The following is a 21,397-nucleotide window of genomic DNA, read 5'->3' on the forward strand; positions in this document are numbered from 1 at the left end:
CACCCGCACCGAGCCGGTTCCCGCCGAAGTGCGCGCCGAGGTTCTGCCGCTGCTGATCCATGGCGACGCGGCCTTTGCCGGCCAGGGCGTCGTGGCGGAATGCTTCGGCCTGTCGGGCCTGCGCGGCCACCGCGTCGGCGGCACGCTGCACGTCATCATCAACAACCAGATCGGCTTCACCACCAATCCGCGCTTCTCGCGCTCCTCGCCCTATCCGTCCGACGTGGCGAAGATGGTCGAAGCGCCGATCTTCCACGTCAATGGCGACGACCCGGAGGCCGTGACCTACGCCGCCAAGATCGCGATCGAGTTCCGCCAGACCTTCGGCAAGCCCGTCGTCGTCGACATGTTCTGCTACCGTCGCTTCGGCCATAACGAAGGCGACGAGCCCGGCTTCACGCAGCCGATCATGTATCGCAAGATCCGCGAGCAGAAGACGACGCTCGAAATCTACGCCGCCAAGCTGGTGGCCGATGGCGTCCTCAGCCAGGAAGACGTCGATGCCCGCAAGGCCGAATGGCGCGCGGATCTCGAGGCCGAATACGAGGCCGGCCAGAGCTACCAGCCCAACAAGGCGGACTGGCTCGACGGCGCCTGGTCGGGCCTCAAGCGCGCCGACGACGAGGACGAGCAGCGCCGCGGCATCACCGGCGTTCCCGTCAAGACGCTGAAGGAACTCGGCCGCAAGCTGACCGAGATTCCGGCCGATTTCGAGGTCCACAAGACCATCGGCCGCTTCCTCGAGAACCGCGCCAAGGCGATCGAGACCGGCGAAAATCTCGACTGGGCGACCGGCGAGGCCCTGGCCTTCGCCTCGCTTCTGACCGAGGGCACGCCGATCCGCCTGTCGGGCCAGGATTCCGAGCGCGGCACCTTCTCGCAGCGCCATTCGGTCCTTTACGATCAGCGCAACGAGAACCGCTACATTCCGCTCTCGAACCTCGCCAAGGGCCAGGCGGCCTACGAGGTCATCAACTCGATGCTCTCGGAAGAGGCCGTGCTCGGCTTCGAATACGGCTACTCTCTGGCCGAGCCGAACGCCTTGACGCTCTGGGAAGCCCAGTTCGGCGACTTCGTGAACGGCGCGCAGGTCGTGATCGACCAGTTCATCTCGTCGGGCGAAGCCAAGTGGCTGCGCATGTCGGGTCTCGTCATGCTGCTGCCGCACGGCTACGAGGGTCAGGGTCCCGAGCACTCCTCGGCGCGTCTGGAGCGCTTCCTGCAGCAATGCGCGCAGGACAATATGCAGGTCGCCAACGTCACCACGCCGGCGAACTACTTCCACATCCTGCGCCGGCAGATGAAGCGCGACTTCCGCAAGCCGCTGATCCTGATGGCGCCCAAGTCCCTGCTGCGCCACAAGCGCGCCGTGTCGGATCTGACGGAGCTGGGCGGCGACACCTCGTTCCACCGTCTCCTCTGGGACGATGCCGAGATGCGCCCCTCGACGCTGACGGTGAAGCTCAAGAAGGACAAGGACATCCGCCGCGTCGTGCTGTGCACCGGCAAGGTCTATTACGACCTTCTGGAAGAGCGCGAGAAGCGGGGCGTGGACGACATCTACCTCCTGCGCGTCGAGCAGCTTTATCCGTTCCCGGCGAAATCGCTGGTCAACGAGCTGTCGCGCTTCAAGGATGCCGAGATCGTCTGGTGCCAGGAAGAGCCCAAGAACATGGGCGCCTGGAGCTTCATCGAGCCCTATCTGGAATGGGTGCTGGACCGCATCGGCGGCACCAAGCGCCGCGCCCGCTATGCTGGGCGTCAGGCCGCGGCCTCGCCGGCGGTGGGCACCATGTCCAAGCATCTCGCGCAGCTGGAAGCCTTCCTCGAGGAAGCTCTCGGCGACGCGGCGGCCTGACGGCCGCCGCCCCCACCCTTTTGGTTTCCAATTTCAGTCACGAATGAGCAAGCGATGAGCACCGAAGTCAAAGTCCCGACGCTGGGCGAATCCGTTACCGAGGCCACGATCGGCCAGTGGTTCAAGAAGGCGGGCGATCAGGTCAGCCAGGACGAGATCATCGCCGAGCTTGAAACCGACAAGGTGACGGTGGAAGTGCCCGCGCCCGCCGCCGGCACGCTGGCCGAGATCGTCGCCAAGGAAGGCGAGACGGTCGGCGTCGGCGCGCTGATCGCGGTGATCGGCGAAGCTGGCGCGTCTGCTGCGCCCGCAAGCGCCAAGCCCGCCACCCCGGCCCCCGAGGCCAAGGAAGGCTATGGCAACGCGGCGCCGGCTCCCGCCGCTGCCCCGGCTCCGGCCGCGTCCGGCTCGGACATGCCGGCGGCCCCGTCCGCGCAGAAGCTCATGGCCGAGAAGGGCGTTTCCGCGTCCGACGTCGATGGCTCGGGCAAGCGCGGCCAGATCCTGAAGGGCGACGTTCTCGACGCCATCGCCAAGGGCACGACGGCGCCCGCCGCCTCCGCTCCGGCCGCTCCTCGCGCGCCGTCTTCGGCCTCCGACGCGCCGCGCGAAGAGCGCGTGCGCATGACCAAGCTGCGCCAGACCATCGCGCGCCGCCTCAAGGACGCGCAGAACACGGCCGCCATGCTCACCACCTTCAACGAGGTGGACATGACGGCGGTGATGGAACTGCGCGCCCGCTACAAGGACCTGTTCGAGAAGAAGCATGGCGTGAAGCTCGGCTTCATGGGCTTCTTCACCAAGGCCGTGACGCACGCGCTGAAGGAAATCCCGGCCGTCAACGCCGAGATCGACGGCACCGACCTGATCTACAAGAACTACTGCCATGTCGGCATGGCGGTTGGCACCGACAAGGGCCTCGTGGTTCCGGTGGTGCGCGACGCCGACCAGATGTCGATCGCGGGCATCGAGAAGGAACTCGGCCGCCTCGCCAAGGCCGCGCGTGATGGCTCGCTGACCATGAGCGACATGCAGGGCGGCACATTCACCATCACGAATGGCGGCGTTTACGGCTCGCTGATGTCGACGCCGATCCTGAACGCGCCGCAGTCCGGCATTCTGGGCATGCATAAGATCCAGGAGCGCCCGATGGTGGTGGGCGGCAAGATCGAGATCCGTCCGATGATGTATCTCGCGCTCTCCTACGATCACCGGATCGTCGACGGCAAGGAAGCCGTGACCTTCCTCGTGCGCGTCAAGGACTCGCTCGAAGACCCCGAGCGTCTGGTGCTCGACCTCTAAGATCGGAGCCGGCGGGGGCTAGCCTCCCGCTCTCTCATCCCCTCGGGAGGCGGCCTTCGGGCCGCCTCCGACCAACCCCAAACGCCGTATCAATACCAAGGACGTCCATGGGCCGGAACGCCTCATGCCCCCGCGAGACGACGAGGGAAACGAAGCCTTCCAAGGCCCGTGCCGGACGCTGGGGCGGGTTCCCGTCCGCGATGCTGCTGGGGCTTTTGGTGCTCGGTCCCGCCGCGCCCGCCCGCGCGCAGGAAACACCGGATTACCGGGACGACCGCTCGACGCCGAACGCGGTGATCGAAAGCCTCTACAACGCGATCAACCGGCGCGAATTCGTTCGCGCCTGGAGCTATTTCCGTGAGGAGCCGGACCGGCCGGATTTCGAGACCTTCGCCAAGGGCTATCAGGACACGAGCCGCGTGCGCCTGAAGCTCGGCGCGAGCGAGGCGGAAGGAGCGGCGGGCTCCACCTATTATCGCTTACCGGTCGTGGTCGAGGCGACGCGCGGCGGCACCGCGACCGTGTTTTCGGGTTGCTACGAGTTGCGTCTCGTGCAGCCGGCCACGCAGGCCGAGCCACCCTTCCAGCCTATGGGCATCGTTCGCGGCAATCTGCGCCAGTCCAAGGCGAAGTTCGAGGAGGGGCAGGGCGACTGTTCCCAGCCGAATCCGCCGGCCAAGCCGTGAGAACCGGACCTGCGTCAGCGCCCCGCTGCGCCCGATCGCCGTTGGCAATGGTTTCGACCGGCCGCGTGCGCCCTAGCTCAGGAGACAAGCGGCGCATGACGCGCCCGAGTGCGGAGCCTTCTTGGATATGAACACGCCCTTGTCTCTGGAACTGGCCCTTCTCGGCTGGTCCGTCATCATCCTCTTCATTCATGTCGGCCTTCAGGGCCAGCTCGTGACACGCGAGCGGGGCCGAGAGTGGAATGCCGGTCCGCGCGACGGGCAGGCCAAGCCCCTCGGAACCTATGCCGGCCGAGCCGACCGCGCGCTGCGCAACTTTCAGGAAACATGGCCGGCCTTTATTGCGCTGGCTCTCGCGCTGGCCGTCTCGGGACGCACCGGGGGGATCGGCGCGACCGGGGCTCTCGTCTGGTTCGTCGCCCGCCTCGTCTACATCCCGCTCTATCTCTTCGGGGTTCCCTATATCCGCAGCCTTGCCTGGCTGATCTCGGTGATCGGGCTTCTCCTCATGCTCATTCGCTTCCTCTGACAAACGAAAAGACGATCAACCCATGTCCGACACGTCTGAAACCTTCGATCTCGTCGTCATCGGCTCCGGCCCCGGCGGCTATGTCTGCGCCGTGAAGGCCGCCCAGCTCGGGCTGAAGGTGGCTGTGGTGGAAAAGCGCGCCACCTATGGCGGCACCTGCCTCAATGTCGGCTGCATCCCGTCCAAGGCGCTCCTGCACGCCTCCGAGATGTTCGCGGAAGCCAGCCACGGCTTTGCCGATCTCGGCGTGAAGGTGACGCCGGAATTGGACCTGCCGACCATGCTGACGCACAAGGACAAGACCGTGCGCGCCAACACGGACGGCGTCGCCTTCCTGTTCAAGAAGAACAAGATCACCGGCGTCACGGGCGCGGGCCGCATCGTGAAGGCCGGCGAGGTCGAGGTGACGGGCGAGGACGGCGCCAAGCGCACGCTCAAGACCAAGGCGATCTGCATCGCGACCGGCTCGTCCGTCGCCGGCATTCCCGGCCTCGACGTCGCTTTCGACCGGGACACGATCGTCTCCTCGGACGATGCGATCGCGCTGAAGAAGGTGCCGGCCACGATGGTGGTGGTCGGCGGCGGCGTCATCGGCCTCGAACTCGGCTCGGTCTGGTCGCGTCTGGGCGCGCGCGTCACCGTGGTGGAATATCTCGACAAGATTCTCGGCCCCATGGACGCCGACGTCTCGACCCAGTTCCAGAAGCTCCTCGTCAAGCAGGGCTTCCATTTCAAGCTCGGCGCGCGCGTCACCGCCGTCGCCAAGAGCTCGGCCGGCGCGAGCGTGACCTTCGAGCCGGCGCAGGGCGGCGCGGCCGAGACGCTGGAAGCCGAGGTCGTTCTGATCGCAACCGGCCGCAAGCCCTACACGGACGGTCTCGGCCTTCAGGAAGCCGGCGTCGCGCTGGACAAGGCGGGCCGGGTCGAGATCGACGCGCATTACCGCACCAATGTCGAGGGCATCTACGCCATCGGCGACGTGGTGAAGGGTCCGATGCTGGCGCACAAGGCCGAGGACGAGGGCATCGCGCTCGCCGAAATCCTCGCCGGCCAGAAGGGTCACGTGAACTACGCCGTGATCCCCTCGGTGGTCTACACCTCGCCCGAGGTCGCCTCCGTCGGTCAGACCGAGGAAGAACTGAAGAAGAACGGTGTCGCCTACAAGGTCGGCAAATTCCCCTTCTCGGCCAACGGCCGCGCCCGCGCCATGCTGCACACGGATGGGTTCGTGAAGGTTCTGGCCGATGCCAAGACCGACCGGGTTCTGGGCGCGCATATCGTCGGCCATGGCGCCGGCGAGATGATCGCGGAAGCGGCCGTGCTGATGGAGTTCGGCGGCTCGTCGGAGGATCTGGCCCGCACCTGCCACGCGCATCCGACCATGTCGGAAGCCGTGCGCGAGGCGGCCTTCGCGGCTTTTGCCAAGCCGATCCATATGTAAGGCTCGAGAGGCGCTGCGAATCTCGCGGCGCCTCGATCCTCACGCTTCCGGGTTCCGGTTCTTAAGTTCGGTGGCGCGAAATCGGACGACGCGGTTAAGATGCTATTCATCATGTTTCACGTGAGACGCGTGACCGCGGGAACCTTTAACGTAGCGTAAGGTGCCAGGCTTCAATCTGGCGCGATCGTGGGGAGGCATGGGCCGTGTCCCCGGTCGGGTCGTTCGATGAGCCTTGCAGCCGTTTATCTTTTGGGCACCCGAGGGGCGGCCAAGCAGGCCTCCCCTCACGGCGACCCGCGGACAGACGATGTCGCCTCGCAAGATTCGCTCGCACTGGTCGAAACGGAACTCGCACGCGGCATCGACGGCTCGCCTTTCCCTTCAGCGCTGGAACAGACGTTTCGGGAACAAGAGGACCGGGAGCGACCCAAGCGGATCGGATCCTGGCTCCGACTCTGGGGAAGCGCCCACGGCATCTGGGCGTTCGGTCTGGCCATGACGCCGGCCGGCTGGGCCACGCCCATCCATACATACGCCGTCATAGCGATGGTGTTTCTGGCATTGCTGGCCTTTCCAGCCAGCCTGCTGACCCGCCGGAAATGGTTGCTGGCTGCGGTCGGTGTTTTGACGCTGGGCACGGCCTTCCTCCAGATGAAGCTGATATTGTTGCCGCTCTGGACACAGAGCGCTGTGACGCCGAATACGCTTCTTGGCCCCCTCGCAACGCTCGCGATTTCCATCGGCGCGCCTTTTCCCAAGGCCTGGATACGCCGAGCGACTGCGGGCCTCGTTCTGGTGATTGCGTGTGGTGGCATCGCACTGCTCCCGTTCGGCCGGGCCGCCGTCTTCATCGGTGTCGCCATGGTCCTGCGTATGGTCAGCGATCATGTGAACGGGGAGATTTCGGCCCTTCGACGAGAGGCTTTTCTTCTGCGCTATCGGAGCCGATTGCTCCATCAGCAGCGGATTTCTCAGCTGGCATCGTTGGAGCGGCTCGCCAAGGTCGACTCGCTGACGGGCATCGCCAACCGCCGTGCGTTCGACACCTGCCTGATGGAGCATCTCGCGCGAGCGCTCCCGTGCCAGCCTGTCTGCGTGGCTCTCCTGGATGTCGATTACTTCAAGGCGCTGAACGATACGGCTGGCCATTTGTCGGGCGACGAATGTCTTCGTCGCATCGCCACCAGCCTGCGCAAGGCGGCGGGCGCCGCTTTCGTGGCACGGTATGGCGGGGAGGAGTTTGCGGTCCTCTTTCCGCTCGTGGAAGGCGAAGAGATGATGCCGCGGTTGGAGGCCTTCCGCCAGGCGGTTCTGGCGCTCGACATCCGCCATCTTGGCCGGGATGGCGAGAGGGTGACGATCAGCATCGGTGGAACCTTGGCTGTCGGGCCTGAAAACAGCCGCGTCGTCCTCGATCGCGCCGACCACGCCCTTTATCGCGCCAAGGCCAACGGGCGGAACCGCGTCGAGTTCGAGCCGATCGCAACGCACCAAGCCCCGACCGCGCAGGATCTCCGCCGCCTGCACAATGCCGCCCTGAGCGGAGCAAAGCGTTTGCCCGAGCGTACAGAGGCTCGGCAACACGCCTGATCGGCTTCGTGGGCTTCCAAGCCATTCGCCGTATGCTGAGCGTCGGCGGAGCGGCTCTCCCTCGATAGGCGGATCTCTAGAGCATGCGAGCCCCGCTCTGAAGGCTCCGCTGCCGCGACCTTGCTCCACAGACTTCACGATGCGCCTTGAGAGCGAGGGTCGATGGGCTCAGGCCTCAGCGCGGGGGGGCTTGGTCCCGTTCGCTCGGGGGAAGCCTTTCTCAGTTCAATCGCCCCGCCCGGCAGCGCGCATAGGCTCGCCGTCCCGCATCCTCGGCGTTTTGGCGGTTCAGGAGATCGACGCCGATCGAATCCTCGCGGTCCGTCAGGTTCTCATAGGCGTTGCGCGCCGTCTGATCGGCGTAGTTCTCGCAGCCGGGGCGCACTGGCGGGCGGTAGGACGCGGGGGCGAGGCCGATGGGCGGCGCAGTCGGAACGCAGCCTGCGAGCGGCAGAGCCAGAAGGGCAAGAAGAAGTCGGCGCATGGAAGCATCTCCCGCTGATCGATTCGCGAAGGAAACGAGCGGGGGCCGGTCCGAGGTTCCCTGCGCCCGCGCAGAGAGCGGCGACCGCCGCGAAGAGGACTGGGAAAGCCCGGCCCGCTGTCGGCCCGAGGCAGACGATGCTTCGGCGCCGTTGTCGCCGGCTCCGCGTGTCTTTCGTCAGGGAATGCGCGTCACGCTCCAGCCGGCGCGCCGGAGGCTTTCGACCAAGCCGGTCTCGCCCGGCAGATGCAGCGCCCCGACGGCCACGAACAGGCCGCCGCGCTGAAGAAGCGGACCCAGCCGCTCCGACATCACGGCGTTGCGCTTGTGCACGACCGCCTCATCGAAGCGCTGCGTCACCTCGATGGAGCGAGCATCGTCCGTGCCGCTCGGGGCAAGGGCCGAGGTTGCGGGCTCGATCAATGAGATGCGATCGCTGAGATAGAGCTCGGTCATGGTTTCAAAGAGATCGGGCAGCCGATCCACGAGGTCCAGCGTCGCCACGAGATTGTCGACTTGGAGATCGAGCGGCAGGGAGGCGAGCGCCTCCAGCTGCTCGGCGGCGCTTTCGAGGCCCATCAGCGGCTTGCCGGCCTCGCGCGCCTCGCCGGCGAGCGCCAGATCGAGAACCTGCGCGCCGCTCTTCATGCGCTCCATCTCGCAAGGCGCGACCAGAAGCTGCGTGGCGAGGAACCAGGGCTGAAGCGTGCGAATGGCGGCGAGCGGCATGGCGCGCGCTTCCAGCTCGGGCTGAAGGCGGGCCATTTCATCCGCCGGCACCAACGTGTCCAGCGTTTGGCCCGATGGCAGGGTGGTGAGATCGGGGCGCGAGAGCAGCACCTTGGCCATGACCGCCTGATCCAGCGCGTCGGTGGTTTCCACCACCATGCCCGACGCGGCCTCGAAGGCGGCGCGCGCCTTTGGGGGGAGGGTCAGAACGCGCGGATCGGAAAGATGCATCGTGCCATAGAGGAACGAGGGTGCCACGCCTGCCCGCTCGACGCGGTAGAAGCGGCCTTCGCCATTCGGCACCTCGGCGGCCTCCCGCTCCGCCTCGGCCAGCTTGCCGCTTTGCTCCAGCGCTGGCAGCGCGCTGGTTCCTTTGGCGCAGGTGGAGGTCTCGGCCTGAGCCGGGAACGCAAGAAGCGCGAAGGCGACCAGGGCGGCACAGCGGCGCAGGAGCGGACGAGGCGAGGCAAGAGCGAACATGGGCGATCCCGAACGGGGAAGAGGAGGGAGGGTCAAGCCGCGCTGCGCCGCGCGCGCGGATGGGCGTCGTCATAGATCTGGAGAAGCCGCCCGCCTTCGATGCCGGTATAGACCTGCGTCGAGGACAGCGAGGCATGGCCGAGCAGGTCTTGGATGGCGCGCAGGTCTCCGCCCTTGGCCAGAAGATGCGTGGCGAAGGAATGGCGCAGCGCATGGGGCGTTGCCGAATCCGGCAGGCCGAGATAGCCGCGCAGCCGCTGCATCTCGCGCTGGATGATGCCGGGGGCGAGCTGTCCGCCGCGCGCGCCGCGAAACAAGGGGCCATCGGCCGCGAGCTGGTAGGGGCACAGACGCCGATAGGCGGCCACGGCCTCCAGCACGGCCGGCAGAAGGGGCACGAGGCGTTGCTTGTTGCCTTTGCCGGTGATGGTCATGGAGCGCGCGCCCGGATCGGCCAGCGCGTCTCCCGGCAGGTTCAGCGCTTCCGAGATGCGCAGTCCGCAGCCATAGAGCAGTGTCAGCACCGCGACATTGCGGGCCGCGATCCAGGGCTCGCTCGCTCCCGCGCCCGCTTCCTCGGTCACGGCCAGGGCGTCCGGCACGCTCAAGGGGCGGGGCAGGGATTTCGGCCGCTTAGGCGCGCGCATGGAGGCCGCGCCCGCGCCGGACGCCAACCCTTCGCGCTCCAGATGGCGGATAAAGGATCGCACGCCCGAAAGATGACGCCCGAGCGAGCGAGCGCCCGCGCCGTCGCGCCGACGCTCCGCCAGAAAGGCGCGGAACTCGGCAGGCTTCAGGTCGGCGAGATCGGCCGGAGCGGCGGGGCGGCCCTGGTAGCCGGCGAAGAAGGTGAGGAACTGGCGCACGTCGCGCTCATAGGCGTCGATCGTCTGGGGCGAGGCCTGACGCTCCACCTCCAGCCGCCGCAGCCATTGCGTCTTCAGGGCCAGAAGGTCCGAGGTCGCCGAGATCAGAACAGGGGCGTTCATGCCGAGCGTCTTTCCTTGCAGCCGGACGACGGGGGCGACGCGCGGGCCACCCATGGCTGTTTCAACTATCTGGCCGCTTCGGCGTAAATGAAAGGTTGCCGCGCTGGAAACCGGCCGGTCGCGCCCCAAAACATCGCGGGATGAAATGCGGACGCACCATGCGGTCGCATTCGATCAAGGGACAGGACGACGATCGTCCGCCGAAACGAGGAGATCCGCATGAAGCGCCATGCAACCGCCGTCTGGAACGGTGCGCTCGGAACCGGCACGGGAAACCTGACCACCCAGTCGGGCGCTCTCAGCCAGCACGGCTATTCGTTCAAGGCTCGGTTCGAAGACGAATCCGGCAAGTCGGGCACCAACCCGGAAGAGCTTCTGGCCGCCGCCCATGCCGGCTGCTTCGCCATGCAGCTGTCGCATTTCCTGGCCGAGAACGGCACGCCCGCCGACGAGCTGAAGGCGCGCGCCGTGGTCAGCGTCGAGCAGGCCGATGGCGGCTTCGAGGTGAAGTCGAGCGCCATCACGCTGGAAGCCAAGGTGCCGGGCATCGACGACGCGGCGTTCCAGAAGCTCGCCAATCAGGCCAAGGAAGGCTGCCCGATCTCGAAGGCGCTCGGCGCCATCGAGGTTTCGCTGGACGCCAAGCTAGTCTGATCCCGCATTCATGAAACGAAAGCTCGCCGCTGATGCGGCGGGCTTTCTCATGGCGCGTGAGACTTAGCCGCGTCGCTTGCGCCCGTAGAGTTCGAGCCGGTGAAAGACGATCTCGTAGCCGAGTTCGCGCGCGATCTCGTCCTGCAGCGCTTCGATCCGGTCGGAGCGGAATTCGATCACCGCGCCCGTGTCCATGTCGATCAGATGGTCGTGATGATCGCTGTCAGCCTGCTCGAAGCGGGAGGGGCCGTTGGCGAAGGCATGGCGATGGATCGCGCCCTTGTCTTCCAGAAGCCGCATGGTGCGATAAACGGTCGACAGGGAGATGGAAGGGTCGATGGCCGAGGCCCGCCGGAAAATCTCCAGCGCGTCCGGATGGTCGCCGCCTTCGCTGAGGATGCGCAGGATCGTGCGCCGCGGCCGTGTGATGCGCACACCCGCTTCGCGCAGCAGCTTCTCATAGTCGTGGGCTTGGCTCGCCGTGCTCATGCAAGGCTCTCTACCCGCAAATGGCACGGCGCGCGAGACGCTTCCGGGCAGGACTTGGATGCGTCCGACAGGACCGACTCGGTGGCGTTGGTCGAGCCGCTCTATCGCTCATACCGCAGGACCTGCGTTTCCGGCTTCGCGCAGCTTGCCCGCTTTCCACCCGAGCGCCTGTCGGCGCGTCCAAGGAGGCGGAAGGGAAACCTCATTGGGGGGCCGTCGCTCCTGAGGTCTGGAAGGGCGAGCACCAGAGCAGACCTCGCCTCTCTCGGGATGGGGTTGGTGAGTCAGGGGGCGCTTCGAAGTCTCGGGATCGCACCGCGTTGAACCGAGCGGACGCATACCGGAATCGATGGATCGCTCCTGCGGCTTGAGCGCCCGAGTCAACGCCTGAGTTCGTGAGCGGCGCGTGTTGTCGAAGTGGGCTACGACGCTCGCGGCTCGCGGCTCGCGGGTCTCTCGTCTCGCCGGATCGCCACCTGCCGCCGGCACACCCCGGCCGCCTTCGAACAGCGTATCCCGAGGCTGCGCCTCATCCAACGCGACGCAATGGTCTTTCTTGCAAATCATTTGCAATTGCATTGACGGGTTGGCGGATTGCTCCTAGCTTTACTCTCGCTCGCAGTCCGCAAAGGATGGTTCCCGCATGTCGTCGCGTCAGGCCGAGGCCGAGATCGCCCCTTCCTTCGCCAACCCGCCCGATCAACAGGGCTTTGCGCGGGAGCGCGGGGAGGGCTCGCTGCACCAGTCGTTCCGTAGCGTGGGGGTCGGAGACGGCGGGACGCTGTTCCGGCGCTTCCTCGCCTTTCTCGGCCCCGGCTATCTCGTGGCCGTCGGCTATATGGACCCCGGCAATTGGGCGACCTCGCTCGCGGGCGGCTCGGAGTTCGGCTACACGCTGCTCTTCGCGGTGCTTCTGTCCTCGCTCATGGCCATCGTGCTTCAGGCGCTTTGCGCGCGGCTCGCCATTGCCACGGGCCGCGATCTCGCCCAGGCCTGCCGCGATGCCTATCCCAAGCCCGTCTCGATCGGCCTCTGGATTCTGGCCGAACTCGCCATCGTCGCGACGGACTTGGCCGAAGTCATCGGCACGGCCATCGCGCTGAAGCTTCTGTTCGGCCTGCCGCTCGAATGGGGCGTCGTCGTCACCGCCTTCGACGTCTTCGTCATTCTCTGGCTGCAGTCGCGGGGCTTTCGCTATGTCGAAGCCTTCGTCGCGACCATGATCCTGGTGATCGCGCTCTGCTTTGTCGGCCAGCTGCTTCTGGCCCAGCCCTCGATCGCGGCGATCTTCGCCGGCTTTCTGCCCTCGGCCTCGATCGTGACCGACGAGCGTCAGCTCTATCTCGCGCTCGGTATTCTGGGCGCGACCGTGATGCCGCACAATCTCTATCTGCACACCGGCATCGTGCAGACGCGCGCCTACCGCGAGGACGAGGCGGGCAAGCGCGAGGCGATCCGCTTCGCCACGATCGACTCGACCCTCGCGCTCGGCATCGCACTCGTCGTCAACGCGTCCATTCTCATTCTCGCCGCCGCCGCCTTCCACGCGACCGGCCACGGCAGCGTCGAGGATCTGGAGCAGGCCCATTCGCTGCTGACACCGCTTCTGGGTGCGGCCATCGCCCCGGTGCTCTTCGCCGTCGCGCTGCTGGCCTCGGGTCTCTCTTCCACCGTGACGGCGACGCTGGCCGGCCAGATCGTGATGGAGGGCTTCCTGCGCCTTCGCATCAGCCCGGTCGTGCGCCGCCTCATCACGCGCGGCCTCGCCATTCTGCCGGCGGCCGGCATCATCATCGCCTATGGCGAACAAAGCGCCGGCCAGCTCCTGATCTTCAGTCAGGTCGTCCTGTCGCTCCAGCTGCCCTTCGCCGTGGTGCCGCTGGTGCTCATGTCGCGCGACCGCAGCAAGATGGGGAACTTCCGGGCCCCGATCTGGCTGCTCGCCATTGCCGGCGCGATCGCGACGCTGATCGTCGCGCTCAACGTGAAGCTGGTTCTGGACTTCGTGAATTCCGGTTTCGCGGGCTGATTCCTCGCTCCTATACGAAACCGTATGGAAACCTCGACGCTGTCTCCATCTCGCGGCCCTAACAAACCCTCAGCAGGTTTGGGTCGCGAGGGGCCATGGGTTCGGTCGGCGGGAAAATCGTCTGTCTTCTTCTGGCGAGCCTGGGGGCGTCCGCTCTCGCCGTGCCGGCGCTGCTCGGTCTCACCTTGCTCGGCGGCAATCTGCATGAGGTTGGCGGCGGCGTGATCCGCGCTGCGCAGATGAGCCCGGCCGATCTCGCCAGTACGATTCAGGCGCAAGGCGTGCGCTCGATCCTCAATCTGCGCGGGGAGCATCCGGGTGAGTCCTGGTGGCAGGAGGAGCGGGCGGTCGCTGAGGCCAACGGCGTCGAATACATCTCTGTCTCGCTGTCGGCCCGTCACAAGCCCGACCTCGCCACAATGCGCCATCTCGCAGCCGTCATGCAGGGTGCGCCCAAGCCGCTTCTGATCCATTGCCTGCAAGGGGCCGATCGCACGGGCCTCGCCTCCGCGATCTACGAGCTTTCGCAAGGACAGGCCGCCGGTGAAGCGGCCGATCAGCTGTCGCTCATGTTCGGCCATTTCCCATGGCTCGGCAACAAGACCCGCGCCATGGACGAAGCCTTTGCCGAATATTCGGCGGCGGACGCCACGCCAAGCCCGGCGGCAGCTTCCGTGGCCGCTCGCTGAGACAAGAGACCGAAGCCAAACGAAAAAGGGCGGCGCCAGAGACGGCGCCGCCCTTTTTATGTCAGCGGAGCAGTTGGCGCGCTCAGGCGGCCTTCTTGGCGCCAAGCAGACGGCGGTTGACGAGGAGTTCCGCGATCTGGATCGCGTTCAGCGCCGCGCCCTTGCGCAGATTGTCGGCCACGACCCACATGTTGAGGCCGTTCTCCAGCGTCTGGTCTTCGCGGATGCGGCTGATATAGGTCGCGTCCTCGCCCGCCGTGTCGATCGGCGTCGCATAGGCGCCGTCCTCGTGCTTGTCGATCACGAGGCAGCCGGGGGCTTCGCGCAGGATCTCACGCGCCTCGTCGGCGGTGATCGGGTTCTCGAACTCGATGTTCACCGCTTCGGAGTGACCGATGAAGACGGGCACGCGCACGGCCGTGCAGGTGACCTTGATCTTCGGATCGAGCATCTTCTTGGTCTCGGCCATGACCTTCCACTCTTCCTTGGTCGTGCCGTCTTCCATGAAGACGTCGATATGGGGAATGACGTTGAAGGCGATGCGCTTGGTGAACTTCTTGGCGGTCACGGGATCGGCCACGAACACGGCGCGGCTCTGCTCGAACAGCTCGTCCATGCCTTCCTTGCCCGCGCCCGAAACGGACTGGTAGGTCGAGACGACGACGCGCTTGATCTTGGCCTTGTCGTGCAGGGGCTTCAGCGCCACCACGAGCTGCGCGGTGGAGCAGTTCGGATTGGCGATGATGTAGCGCTGCGTGAAGCCGGTCACGGCGTCGGCGTTCACTTCGGGCACGATCAGCGGTACGTCGGCATCGTAGCGGAAGGCCGAGGAATTATCGATCACGACGCAGCCCTGCGCGCCGATCTTGGGTGCCCATTCCTTGGCGACCGAGCCGCCGGCGGACATGAGGCAGATATCGACATCGGAGAAGTCGAAGAGTTCGAGCGCCTTGACCTTCAGGGTCTTGTCGCCGAACGAAACCTCGGTGCCCTGCGAACGACGGGAGGCGAGCGCCACCACTTCGTCGGCGGGGAAGCCGCGTTCGTCCAGGATGTTGAGCATTTCGCGGCCGACATTGCCCGTCGCGCCGACCACTGCAACCTTGTAACCCATGGGTCTGACCTGTTCCACCGCCCCCTGCAAGAACTCGTCATGCGCTTCTAGCCCCGTTCCGGGGGCGAGCGGAACGAGGGTCAGGGCGTAATCGTGGTTTTGGTCGAAAGCGCGGACATGGCGCTTCTCATGCGCCAGCCCGCTCGCCCTGTCAATCGCCCCGAATGGGCGAAGCTGGTTTCCGGCTTGCGGTCACCTTTGGAATGGGTCTATGTAATATTATAACATTACCGAGGAGATCCGCATGGGCCGTTATCGCTGCCAGGAGACGCCGACCGATACCCGCCTTCCCGTCACCGTCCTGTCCGGCTTTCTGGGCGCGGGCAAGACGACGCTGCTCAACCACATCCTCAACAATCGCGAGGGGCGACGCGTCGCCGTCATCGTCAACGACATGAGCGAGGTGAATATTGACGCCGATCTCGTGCGCGAGGGCGGGGCCGATCTGTCGCGCACCGACGAGACGCTGGTGGAGATGACGAACGGTTGCATCTGCTGCACGCTGCGCGGCGATCTGATGGCCGAGGTAAAGCGCCTCACCGAGGAAGGGCGCTTCGACTATCTCCTGATCGAGGGCACGGGCATCGCCGAGCCGCTGCCCGTCGCCGCCACCTTCTCCTTCCGCGACGAGGCGGGCGAAAGCCTGTCCGACCGCGCGCGCCTCGACACGATGGTGACGGTGGTGGATGCCTCCAGCCTTCTGCGCGACTACGGCTCGCATGTGCTTCTCTCCGAGCGGGGCGAGACGGCGGGCGAGGGCGACGAGCGCACGCTGGTGGATCTCCTGGTGGAGCAGATCGAGTTCGCCGACGTGGTGGTGATCAACAAGGCGTCCGAAGTGGACAAGCTGACGCTTCAGGCGGTGCGCTCGGTTGTTACCGCGCTGAACCCGACCGCGCGCCTCGTGGAGACCGATTTCGGCCGCGTGCCGCTGGGCGAGGTGCTCGACACCGGCCTGTTCCATGAGGAAACGGCGCAGACCCATCCGCTCTGGTACAAGGAACTGTACCAGCCCGAGGCGCACAAGCCCGAGACCGAGGAATACGGCGTGTCGAGCTTCGTCTACCGCGCGCGCCGGCCTTTCGACCCTCAGCGCTTCGACGCGTTCGTCAAGGCGGTCTGGCCGGGTCTCATCCGCGCCAAGGGCCATTTCTGGCTGGCGACGCGGCCGGACTGGGTGGGCGAGTTCTCGCTGGCAGGCGCAGTGGCGCGCGTGTCGGGCCTCGGGCGTTGGTGGGCGGCGGTACCGCGCGAGCGCTGGCCCGATGTGCCGGAATGGCAGGATCTCCTGCGCCGCAACTGGTCCGCGCCCTGGGGCGACCGGCGACAGGAACTCGTCTTCATCGGCGCGGGAATGGACGAGGCGGCGATGCGCGAGGCGCTGGACGATTGCCTCGTCGGCCCGGCGGACGTGTTCGACGCCGCGCGCTTCCACGCCCTGCCCGACCCGTTTCCGCAATGGGGTCGCGCGGCCTGAGACTTAAGAGAAAGGCCGACCTCTCATAGGAGAGACCGGCCTCGCGCTTTAAAACTTCGACGCTCTGACCCGTGCCAAGGCGCCCGGATCAGACGCGGCGATCGGGATAGGGCGTGCCCACCGGCTGCGGCGTGGCGGAGCGGCGCGCGCTGCGTTCGGCGATCTTCTTCGTGACCCAGCCGACGAACAAGGCTTTGATGATGCTGCGGATCATGGGTTCGGTCTCCAAGGATTGATGTGTCTCGTTGGAGGCAGAATGCGGCCAAGCTCCTGAGGTTCCTGACCAGCATACACGATAGCAGTCACGTGATCGCAGCTGAATTGTGTCGGCAAAAGGGCGGTGTAACTTCCTATTTCGTAAAAATCCGTTAGCCTTTGCGACCAGCGCTGGGAGGCGCCGCCGCTTCATGCGGCCAGGGAGGACAACGCGTGACAAGTTATTCCAGGAGCGCCGATCCGGCGCTGGAACGCCAGCCCATGACGAAGCGCGAGCGCAAGGTGATCATCGCCTCCTCGCTCGGCACCGTCTTCGAATGGTATGATTTCTATCTCTACGGAACGCTCGCCGCGATCATCGGGCGGCAGTTCTTCTCGCAATTTCCGCCGGCCACGCAGGCCATTTTCGCGCTTCTGACCTTCGCGGCGGGCTTTCTCGTGCGCCCCTTCGGCGCGCTGGTCTTCGGGCGCCTCGGCGATCTCGTCGGACGTAAATACACGTTCCTTCTGACGATCCTGATCATGGGCCTGTCGACGTTCTCGGTCGGCCTTTTGCCGGGTTACGACCAGATCGGCGTTGCCGCGCCGATCATCCTCGTGGCGCTGCGCATGGCGCAGGGCCTGGCGCTCGGCGGCGAATATGGCGGCGCGGTCGTCTATGTCGCGGAGCACTCGCCGCGCAACCGTCGCGGCTTCTACACCGCCTGGATTCAGACCACGGCGACCATGGGCCTGCTTCTGTCGCTTTTCGTGATCGTGACGCTGCGCCTGAATCTGGGCGAAGACGCCTTCCAGAGTTCGCAGCCGCTGTTTCTCGGGCTGACGGGCGGCTGGCGCATTCCCTTCCTTCTGTCGATCATCCTGCTTCTGATTTCGATCTATATCCGCCTTCAGATGCATGAATCGCCGATCTTCCAGAAGATGAAGGAAGAGGGCACCCAGTCCAAGGCGCCGCTCTCGGAAGCCTTCGGCAACTGGCGCAACGGCAAGATCGTCCTGATCGCGCTGTTCGGCCTCGTGATCGGTCAGGCCGTGGTCTGGTACACCGGCCAGTTCTACGCGCTGTTCTTCCTGCAGACGGTGCTGAAGATCGATCTTCTGACGGCCAACGTCCTGATCGCCTGGGCGCTGATCGTGGCCACGCCCTTCTTCCTCGTGTTCGGCTCTCTGTCGGACCGGATCGGGCGCAAGCCGGTGATCCTCGCGGGCTGCCTGCTCGCGGCGGCAACCTATTTCCCGCTCTTCAGCGCACTGACCAACGCGGCCAACCCGACCTATGCCAGCGCCATCCAGACTGTGCGGGCGGAAGTCGTGGCCGATCCCGCCACCTGCGGCTCGCTGTTCGATCCGGTCGGCATCCGCACCTTCACCAGCCCCTGCGACATCATGCGCCGCACCATGTCGCAGCAGGCCTTCCGCTACACGCAGGTGGACGCGCCCGCCGGCAGCGCGCCGCAGCTCGTCGTCAATGGCGGCGCGCCGATCGCCTTCACCGACGCCAAGGGCTTCTCCGAAGCGCTCGGCCCCGCCATGGTCGCGGCCGGCTATCCCGCCGCCAACGACCCCGCTAAGGTCAAGATCACCGGCTTCTTCTCGGCGCTCGGCAGCTTCCAAGCGCTGAAGGTCATCGCGATCCTGACGGTGATGGTGATCTACGTGACCATCGTCTACGGCCCGATCGCCGCCGCGCTGGTGGAGTTCTTCCCCACGCGCATCCGCTACACCGCCATGTCCTTGCCCTACCATATCGGCAATGGCTGGTTCGGCGGCCTGCTGCCGGCGACCTCGTTTGCGATCGTCGCCTCCACGGGCGATATCTTCGCGGGTCTCTGGTACCCGGTCTTCTTCGCGCTCCTGACCGTCGTGATCGGCGTCATCTTCGTTCGCGAAAAGAAGGGCGTCGATCTCGCCGACTGATCGACGCGCTCGAACATAAGCCTCAAACGAAAACCGCCGCCTCGGGAGACCGGGGCGGCGGTTTTGTCTGTTCTTCAGGAAACGAAGACGCTCAGGCCGCGAGCTTGCGGCGGAAGGCGTCGAGCACGGCGTCGCCCATCTCGCTCGTTCCGACCTCGCGACAGCCCGGCGCCATGATGTCGCCCGTGCGCGTGCCCGACTCCAGAACTTCGGCGATGGCCGCTTCCAGCTTGTCGGCCTCGTCCACCATGGCGAAGGAATAGCGCAGCATCATCGCGAAGGAGGCGATCATGGCGATCGGGTTCGCGATGCCGCGGCCCGCGATGTCGGGGGCCGAGCCGTGGACGGGCTCGTACATGGCGCGGCGCTGGCCGCTCGTCTCGTCCGGCGCGCCCAAGGAGGCGGAGGGCAGCATGCCGAGCGAGCCCGTCAGCATGGCCGCGATGTCGGACAGCATGTCGCCGAAGAGATTGTCGGTCACGATGACGTCGAACTGCTTGGGCGCGCGCACCAGCTGCATTCCGCCGGCGTCCGCCAGCATGTGGTCGAGCGTCACGTCGCTGTAGCCCTTGTGGGTTTCGGTGACGACCTGGTTCCACAGGACGCCCGACTTCATGACGTTGCGCTTTTCCATGGAGGTGACGCGGCCGCGCCGGGTGCGCGCCAGTTCGAAGGCGACCTTCGCGATACGCTCGATCTCGTAGGTGTCGTAGATCTGCGTGTCGATGCCGCGCTTCTGGCCGTTGCCGAGATCCACGATTTCCTTCGGCGCGCCGAAATAGACGCCGCCGGTCAGCTCGCGCACGATCAGAATGTCGAGCCCGTCCACCAGCTCGCGCTTGAGCGAAGAAGCTTCGGCGAGCGCGGGATAGCAGATGGCAGGGCGCAGATTGGCAAAGAGCGACATGTCCTTGCGCAGGCGCAGAAGGCCCGCCTCGGGGCGCTTCTCGTAAGGGACGCTATCCCATTTCGGGCCGCCCACCGCGCCGAAGAGCACCGCGTCCGCCGCCATGGCCCTGTTCATGTCGGCGTCGGAAATCGGATCGCCCGACGCGTCATAAGCCGCGCCGCCGACCAGGCCGCGCTCGGTCTCGAAGCCCGCCGCGCGCTCCGCGTTGAGAAGGGTCACGAGCTTCTCGACCTCGGCCATCGCCTCCGGTCCGATGCCGTCGCCCGGCAGAAGAAGAAGCTTGCGCGTGGTCATGAGATCCCCCAGGGCTCGAAATCCGCCGGTGCGGCAGTTGGTTCGGACGGGTCGTAGCGGCCCGGCCCGCCGACCGCAAGCCGCCATGGCCGGCGCAGAGCGGACCGATCGCGCGGCGCGCCCGCGTGTCGGCGCATTTGGGCGGGCGCGTCTTCATGCTTTCTTGACCCCGATTCCAGCGAAGGCGTGCGCGGAGCCGAGGCGTCAATATCTTGGCAATGGGAAAAGGCGAACGATCGTCTGCAACAGGAATAATAAGGCGACGGATCTGTCGCCCGGCGTCTTATCGGGGGATGAAGCGGTGAGATTGAGTATCAGGACCAAGCTCGCGGCGGGTTTCGGTGTCGTTCTGGTGATGTTGGCGGCCACCGGCGCGGTGGGGCTGGGCGAACTCGGGCGCTCCAACGAGCAGACCGAGGCCTTCACCGATGGGCCTTTTCGGCAGGTTCAGCGCCTGGGCGAGCTTTATGCGCTCCAGGCCACCGCGCGCAGCGACTTCCAGAGCCTGATCCTCAGCCAGCAAGCCGACGAGCAGAAGGCGATCGGCGCGCGCTTCGACGAGAAGATGGGCACGGTGAACACCGTGCTTCAGGATTATATCGCGGGTCTGCCGGAGGCGATGCGCGGGGACGCCGCCGATATGAAGACGTTGCTTGGCGAACTCGACGCCGCCTTCGCGCAGGCGCGCCCCTTCGCCTCCACGACCTTCCGCACCGACGCGATCAAGGCCATGGGCAAGGCCGAGCCGATCGGCATCGAAATCACTAATGTCCTCCAGCAGCTCCAGAGCGCCTTCCGCGCCGGGCCGCAGACGCCGCTGATGACCATTTCGATCAACACGCTGTCGGACATGCGCGCCCGGTTTCCCGAAATGCGCATGATGGCCAATCAGGTGCTGATCGAGACCGACGACGCCAAGCTGAAGGCGATGTCGCAGCTTCTGACCGCGCGTCAGGCTCAGTTTGGCGCCTATATCAACCAGCTGAAGTCGGCGGCCGACCCGTCCTTCCAAGGCCGGCTGAATTCGCTGGAAAAGCGCTGGGGCCAGTTCAAGGACTCGATGAACGGCTGGGTCTCTGGCGGCATCGCCAATGACACGGGCCGCGCTCGCAACCTGTTCAACAGTCAGATCGTGCCGGCGGCCGAGAAGTTCGAGACCCGCATTCTCGCGCAGAAGAAGGTCGAGGATCAGATCGCCAGCGGCTTCGTGCAGCGCGCCAACACGGCCTTCACGGAAACGAAAATCTTCCTGATCGCGCTGATCGGCGGCGCGGTGCTGATCGGGTTGGCCGTTGCCGCCTGGCTCGGCCTGTCGATCTCGCGCGGCCTGTCGCGCGCCGTGGAACTGGCGCGGCGCATCGGCTCGGGCGACCTGACGCAGCGTATCGAAGTGAAGGGCCGCGACGAGCTGGCCGACCTCCAGCGCGCCATGAGCGACATGACGGTCAAGCTCTCCGAGATCGTCTCGGGCGTTCGCGCCTCGTCCTCGCTGGTCGCCGCCGGCTCGGCGCGCTCCGCCG

The 21,397-nt window shown here is 66.0% G+C and carries 19 protein-coding genes; 12 read left to right on the plus strand and 7 right to left on the minus strand.

Features of this window, described 5'->3' with window-relative positions; genetic code table 11:
* The 6 genes from AUL28_RS00955 to AUL28_RS00980 form a co-directional block, all read left to right on the plus strand.
* The coding region (locus tag AUL28_RS00955) for a 2-oxoglutarate dehydrogenase E1 component (RefSeq protein WP_082640151.1) at positions 1-1,858 on the plus strand (1,858 nt) is incomplete at its 5' end.
* A 54-nt stretch (positions 1,859-1,912) separates the two neighbouring features.
* Positions 1,913-3,160 carry a 2-oxoglutarate dehydrogenase complex dihydrolipoyllysine-residue succinyltransferase gene (gene odhB / locus AUL28_RS00960; RefSeq protein ID WP_058635527.1) on the plus strand — a complete coding sequence of 416 codons (1,248 nt, stop codon included), beginning with the start codon at positions 1,913-1,915 and terminating at the stop codon, positions 3,158-3,160.
* A gap of 107 nt (positions 3,161-3,267) precedes the next feature.
* The gene (locus AUL28_RS00965) at positions 3,268-3,846 is read left to right on the plus strand and encodes a hypothetical protein (protein WP_156419847.1); all 579 of its coding nucleotides are present in this window, start codon (positions 3,268-3,270) and stop codon (positions 3,844-3,846) included.
* Positions 3,847-3,973: 127 nt separating this feature from the next.
* Positions 3,974-4,375 carry an MAPEG family protein gene (locus tag AUL28_RS00970; RefSeq protein WP_058602151.1) on the plus strand — a complete coding sequence of 134 codons (402 nt, stop codon included), beginning with the start codon at positions 3,974-3,976 and terminating at the stop codon, positions 4,373-4,375.
* Between the two features lie 22 nt (positions 4,376-4,397).
* Entirely contained in the window at positions 4,398-5,816 is a 1,419-nt protein-coding gene (gene lpdA / locus AUL28_RS00975; RefSeq protein WP_062230341.1) for a dihydrolipoyl dehydrogenase, read from the plus strand.
* Positions 5,817-6,311: 495 nt separating this feature from the next.
* The gene (locus AUL28_RS00980; protein ID WP_192843369.1) at positions 6,312-7,406 is read left to right on the plus strand and encodes a GGDEF domain-containing protein; all 1,095 of its coding nucleotides are present in this window, start codon (positions 6,312-6,314) and stop codon (positions 7,404-7,406) included.
* A gap of 220 nt (positions 7,407-7,626) precedes the next feature.
* Here the strand turns inward: AUL28_RS00980 and AUL28_RS00985 are convergent, their stop codons facing one another.
* The 3 genes from AUL28_RS00985 to AUL28_RS00995 all read right to left on the minus strand — a co-directional run bounded on the left by AUL28_RS00985 (position 7,627) and on the right by AUL28_RS00995 (position 10,088).
* Entirely contained in the window at positions 7,627-7,890 is a 264-nt protein-coding gene (locus AUL28_RS00985) for a hypothetical protein (RefSeq protein WP_062230346.1), read from the minus strand.
* 177 nt (positions 7,891-8,067) lie between these two features.
* On the minus strand, positions 8,068-9,099 hold the full coding sequence (locus AUL28_RS00990) for a TraB/GumN family protein (protein ID WP_062230348.1): 1,032 nt from the start codon (positions 9,097-9,099) through the stop codon (positions 8,068-8,070).
* 32 nt (positions 9,100-9,131) lie between these two features.
* Positions 9,132-10,088, minus strand: coding sequence for a tyrosine recombinase XerC (locus AUL28_RS00995; RefSeq protein WP_062230360.1), 957 nt, complete (start codon positions 10,086-10,088; stop codon positions 9,132-9,134).
* Positions 10,089-10,307: 219 nt separating this feature from the next.
* Here AUL28_RS00995 and AUL28_RS01000 point away from each other — a divergent pair, with 219 nt between their 5' ends.
* Complete coding sequence (locus AUL28_RS01000; protein ID WP_062219927.1) at positions 10,308-10,742, plus strand: OsmC family protein; 435 nt, start codon at positions 10,308-10,310, stop codon at positions 10,740-10,742.
* 63 nt (positions 10,743-10,805) lie between these two features.
* Here the strand turns inward: AUL28_RS01000 and AUL28_RS01005 are convergent, their stop codons facing one another.
* Complete coding sequence (locus AUL28_RS01005; RefSeq protein WP_058602145.1) at positions 10,806-11,231, minus strand: Fur family transcriptional regulator; 426 nt, start codon at positions 11,229-11,231, stop codon at positions 10,806-10,808.
* 643 nt (positions 11,232-11,874) lie between these two features.
* Between AUL28_RS01005 and AUL28_RS01010 the strand changes: the two genes are divergently transcribed.
* Positions 11,875-13,260 carry an Nramp family divalent metal transporter gene (locus AUL28_RS01010; protein WP_192843370.1) on the plus strand — a complete coding sequence of 462 codons (1,386 nt, stop codon included), beginning with the start codon at positions 11,875-11,877 and terminating at the stop codon, positions 13,258-13,260.
* 95 nt (positions 13,261-13,355) lie between these two features.
* The gene (locus tag AUL28_RS01015; RefSeq protein ID WP_062230350.1) at positions 13,356-13,949 is read left to right on the plus strand and encodes a fused DSP-PTPase phosphatase/NAD kinase-like protein; all 594 of its coding nucleotides are present in this window, start codon (positions 13,356-13,358) and stop codon (positions 13,947-13,949) included.
* A gap of 82 nt (positions 13,950-14,031) precedes the next feature.
* Here AUL28_RS01015 and AUL28_RS01020 read toward each other — a convergent pair whose 3' ends face one another.
* Positions 14,032-15,063, minus strand: a complete 1,032-nt coding sequence (locus AUL28_RS01020) for an aspartate-semialdehyde dehydrogenase (protein WP_062230352.1) — start codon at positions 15,061-15,063, stop codon at positions 14,032-14,034.
* A gap of 244 nt (positions 15,064-15,307) precedes the next feature.
* On the opposite strand from AUL28_RS01020, the gene AUL28_RS01025 reads away from it, so the two are divergent.
* On the plus strand, positions 15,308-16,540 hold the full coding sequence (locus tag AUL28_RS01025; protein WP_062230354.1) for a GTP-binding protein: 1,233 nt from the start codon (positions 15,308-15,310) through the stop codon (positions 16,538-16,540).
* Between the two features lie 88 nt (positions 16,541-16,628).
* Here the strand turns inward: AUL28_RS01025 and AUL28_RS23485 are convergent, their stop codons facing one another.
* Positions 16,629-16,754, minus strand: a complete 126-nt coding sequence (locus tag AUL28_RS23485; protein WP_275477493.1) for a hypothetical protein — start codon at positions 16,752-16,754, stop codon at positions 16,629-16,631.
* 263 nt (positions 16,755-17,017) lie between these two features.
* Here AUL28_RS23485 and AUL28_RS01030 point away from each other — a divergent pair, with 263 nt between their 5' ends.
* Positions 17,018-18,673 (plus strand): MFS transporter, encoded by a 1,656-nt coding sequence (locus AUL28_RS01030; protein ID WP_062230356.1) that lies wholly within the window; start codon positions 17,018-17,020, stop codon positions 18,671-18,673.
* Positions 18,674-18,764: 91 nt separating this feature from the next.
* On the opposite strand, the gene leuB is transcribed toward AUL28_RS01030, so the two are convergent.
* The gene (leuB, locus tag AUL28_RS01035; RefSeq protein WP_062230358.1) at positions 18,765-19,877 is read right to left on the minus strand and encodes a 3-isopropylmalate dehydrogenase; all 1,113 of its coding nucleotides are present in this window, start codon (positions 19,875-19,877) and stop codon (positions 18,765-18,767) included.
* Between the two features lie 301 nt (positions 19,878-20,178).
* Here leuB and AUL28_RS01040 point away from each other — a divergent pair.
* Positions 20,179-21,397, plus strand: a 1,219-nt coding sequence (locus tag AUL28_RS01040; RefSeq protein WP_192843371.1) for a HAMP domain-containing methyl-accepting chemotaxis protein, incomplete at its 3' end; no start/stop codon positions are given.

The organism is Aureimonas sp. N4 (assembly GCF_001463925.1).
In the GTDB taxonomy this organism is placed as follows: domain Bacteria; phylum Pseudomonadota; class Alphaproteobacteria; order Rhizobiales; family Rhizobiaceae; genus Aureimonas; species Aureimonas ureilytica_A.

Bases quoted from the DNA above. Each gene is read 5' to 3' on its own strand.
- odhB (WP_058635527.1), top strand. From the start codon at position 1,913: ATGAGCACCGAAGTCAAAGTCCCGACGCTGGGCGAATCCGTTACCGAG.
- AUL28_RS00965 (WP_156419847.1), top strand. From the start codon at position 3,268: ATGGGCCGGAACGCCTCATGCCCCCGCGAGACGACGAGGGAAACGAAG.
- AUL28_RS00970 (WP_058602151.1), top strand. From the start codon at position 3,974: ATGAACACGCCCTTGTCTCTGGAACTGGCCCTTCTCGGCTGGTCCGTC.
- lpdA (WP_062230341.1), top strand. From the start codon at position 4,398: ATGTCCGACACGTCTGAAACCTTCGATCTCGTCGTCATCGGCTCCGGC.
- AUL28_RS00980 (WP_192843369.1), top strand. From the start codon at position 6,312: ATGACGCCGGCCGGCTGGGCCACGCCCATCCATACATACGCCGTCATA.
- AUL28_RS00985 (WP_062230346.1), bottom strand. From the start codon at position 7,890: ATGCGCCGACTTCTTCTTGCCCTTCTGGCTCTGCCGCTCGCAGGCTGC.
- AUL28_RS00990 (WP_062230348.1), bottom strand. From the start codon at position 9,099: ATGTTCGCTCTTGCCTCGCCTCGTCCGCTCCTGCGCCGCTGTGCCGCC.
- AUL28_RS00995 (WP_062230360.1), bottom strand. From the start codon at position 10,088: ATGAACGCCCCTGTTCTGATCTCGGCGACCTCGGACCTTCTGGCCCTG.
- AUL28_RS01000 (WP_062219927.1), top strand. From the start codon at position 10,308: ATGAAGCGCCATGCAACCGCCGTCTGGAACGGTGCGCTCGGAACCGGC.
- AUL28_RS01005 (WP_058602145.1), bottom strand. From the start codon at position 11,231: ATGAGCACGGCGAGCCAAGCCCACGACTATGAGAAGCTGCTGCGCGAA.
- AUL28_RS01010 (WP_192843370.1), top strand. From the start codon at position 11,875: ATGTCGTCGCGTCAGGCCGAGGCCGAGATCGCCCCTTCCTTCGCCAAC.
- AUL28_RS01015 (WP_062230350.1), top strand. From the start codon at position 13,356: ATGGGTTCGGTCGGCGGGAAAATCGTCTGTCTTCTTCTGGCGAGCCTG.
- AUL28_RS01020 (WP_062230352.1), bottom strand. From the start codon at position 15,063: ATGGGTTACAAGGTTGCAGTGGTCGGCGCGACGGGCAATGTCGGCCGC.
- AUL28_RS01025 (WP_062230354.1), top strand. From the start codon at position 15,308: ATGGGCCGTTATCGCTGCCAGGAGACGCCGACCGATACCCGCCTTCCC.
- AUL28_RS23485 (WP_275477493.1), bottom strand. From the start codon at position 16,754: ATGATCCGCAGCATCATCAAAGCCTTGTTCGTCGGCTGGGTCACGAAG.
- AUL28_RS01030 (WP_062230356.1), top strand. From the start codon at position 17,018: ATGACGAAGCGCGAGCGCAAGGTGATCATCGCCTCCTCGCTCGGCACC.
- leuB (WP_062230358.1), bottom strand. From the start codon at position 19,877: ATGACCACGCGCAAGCTTCTTCTTCTGCCGGGCGACGGCATCGGACCG.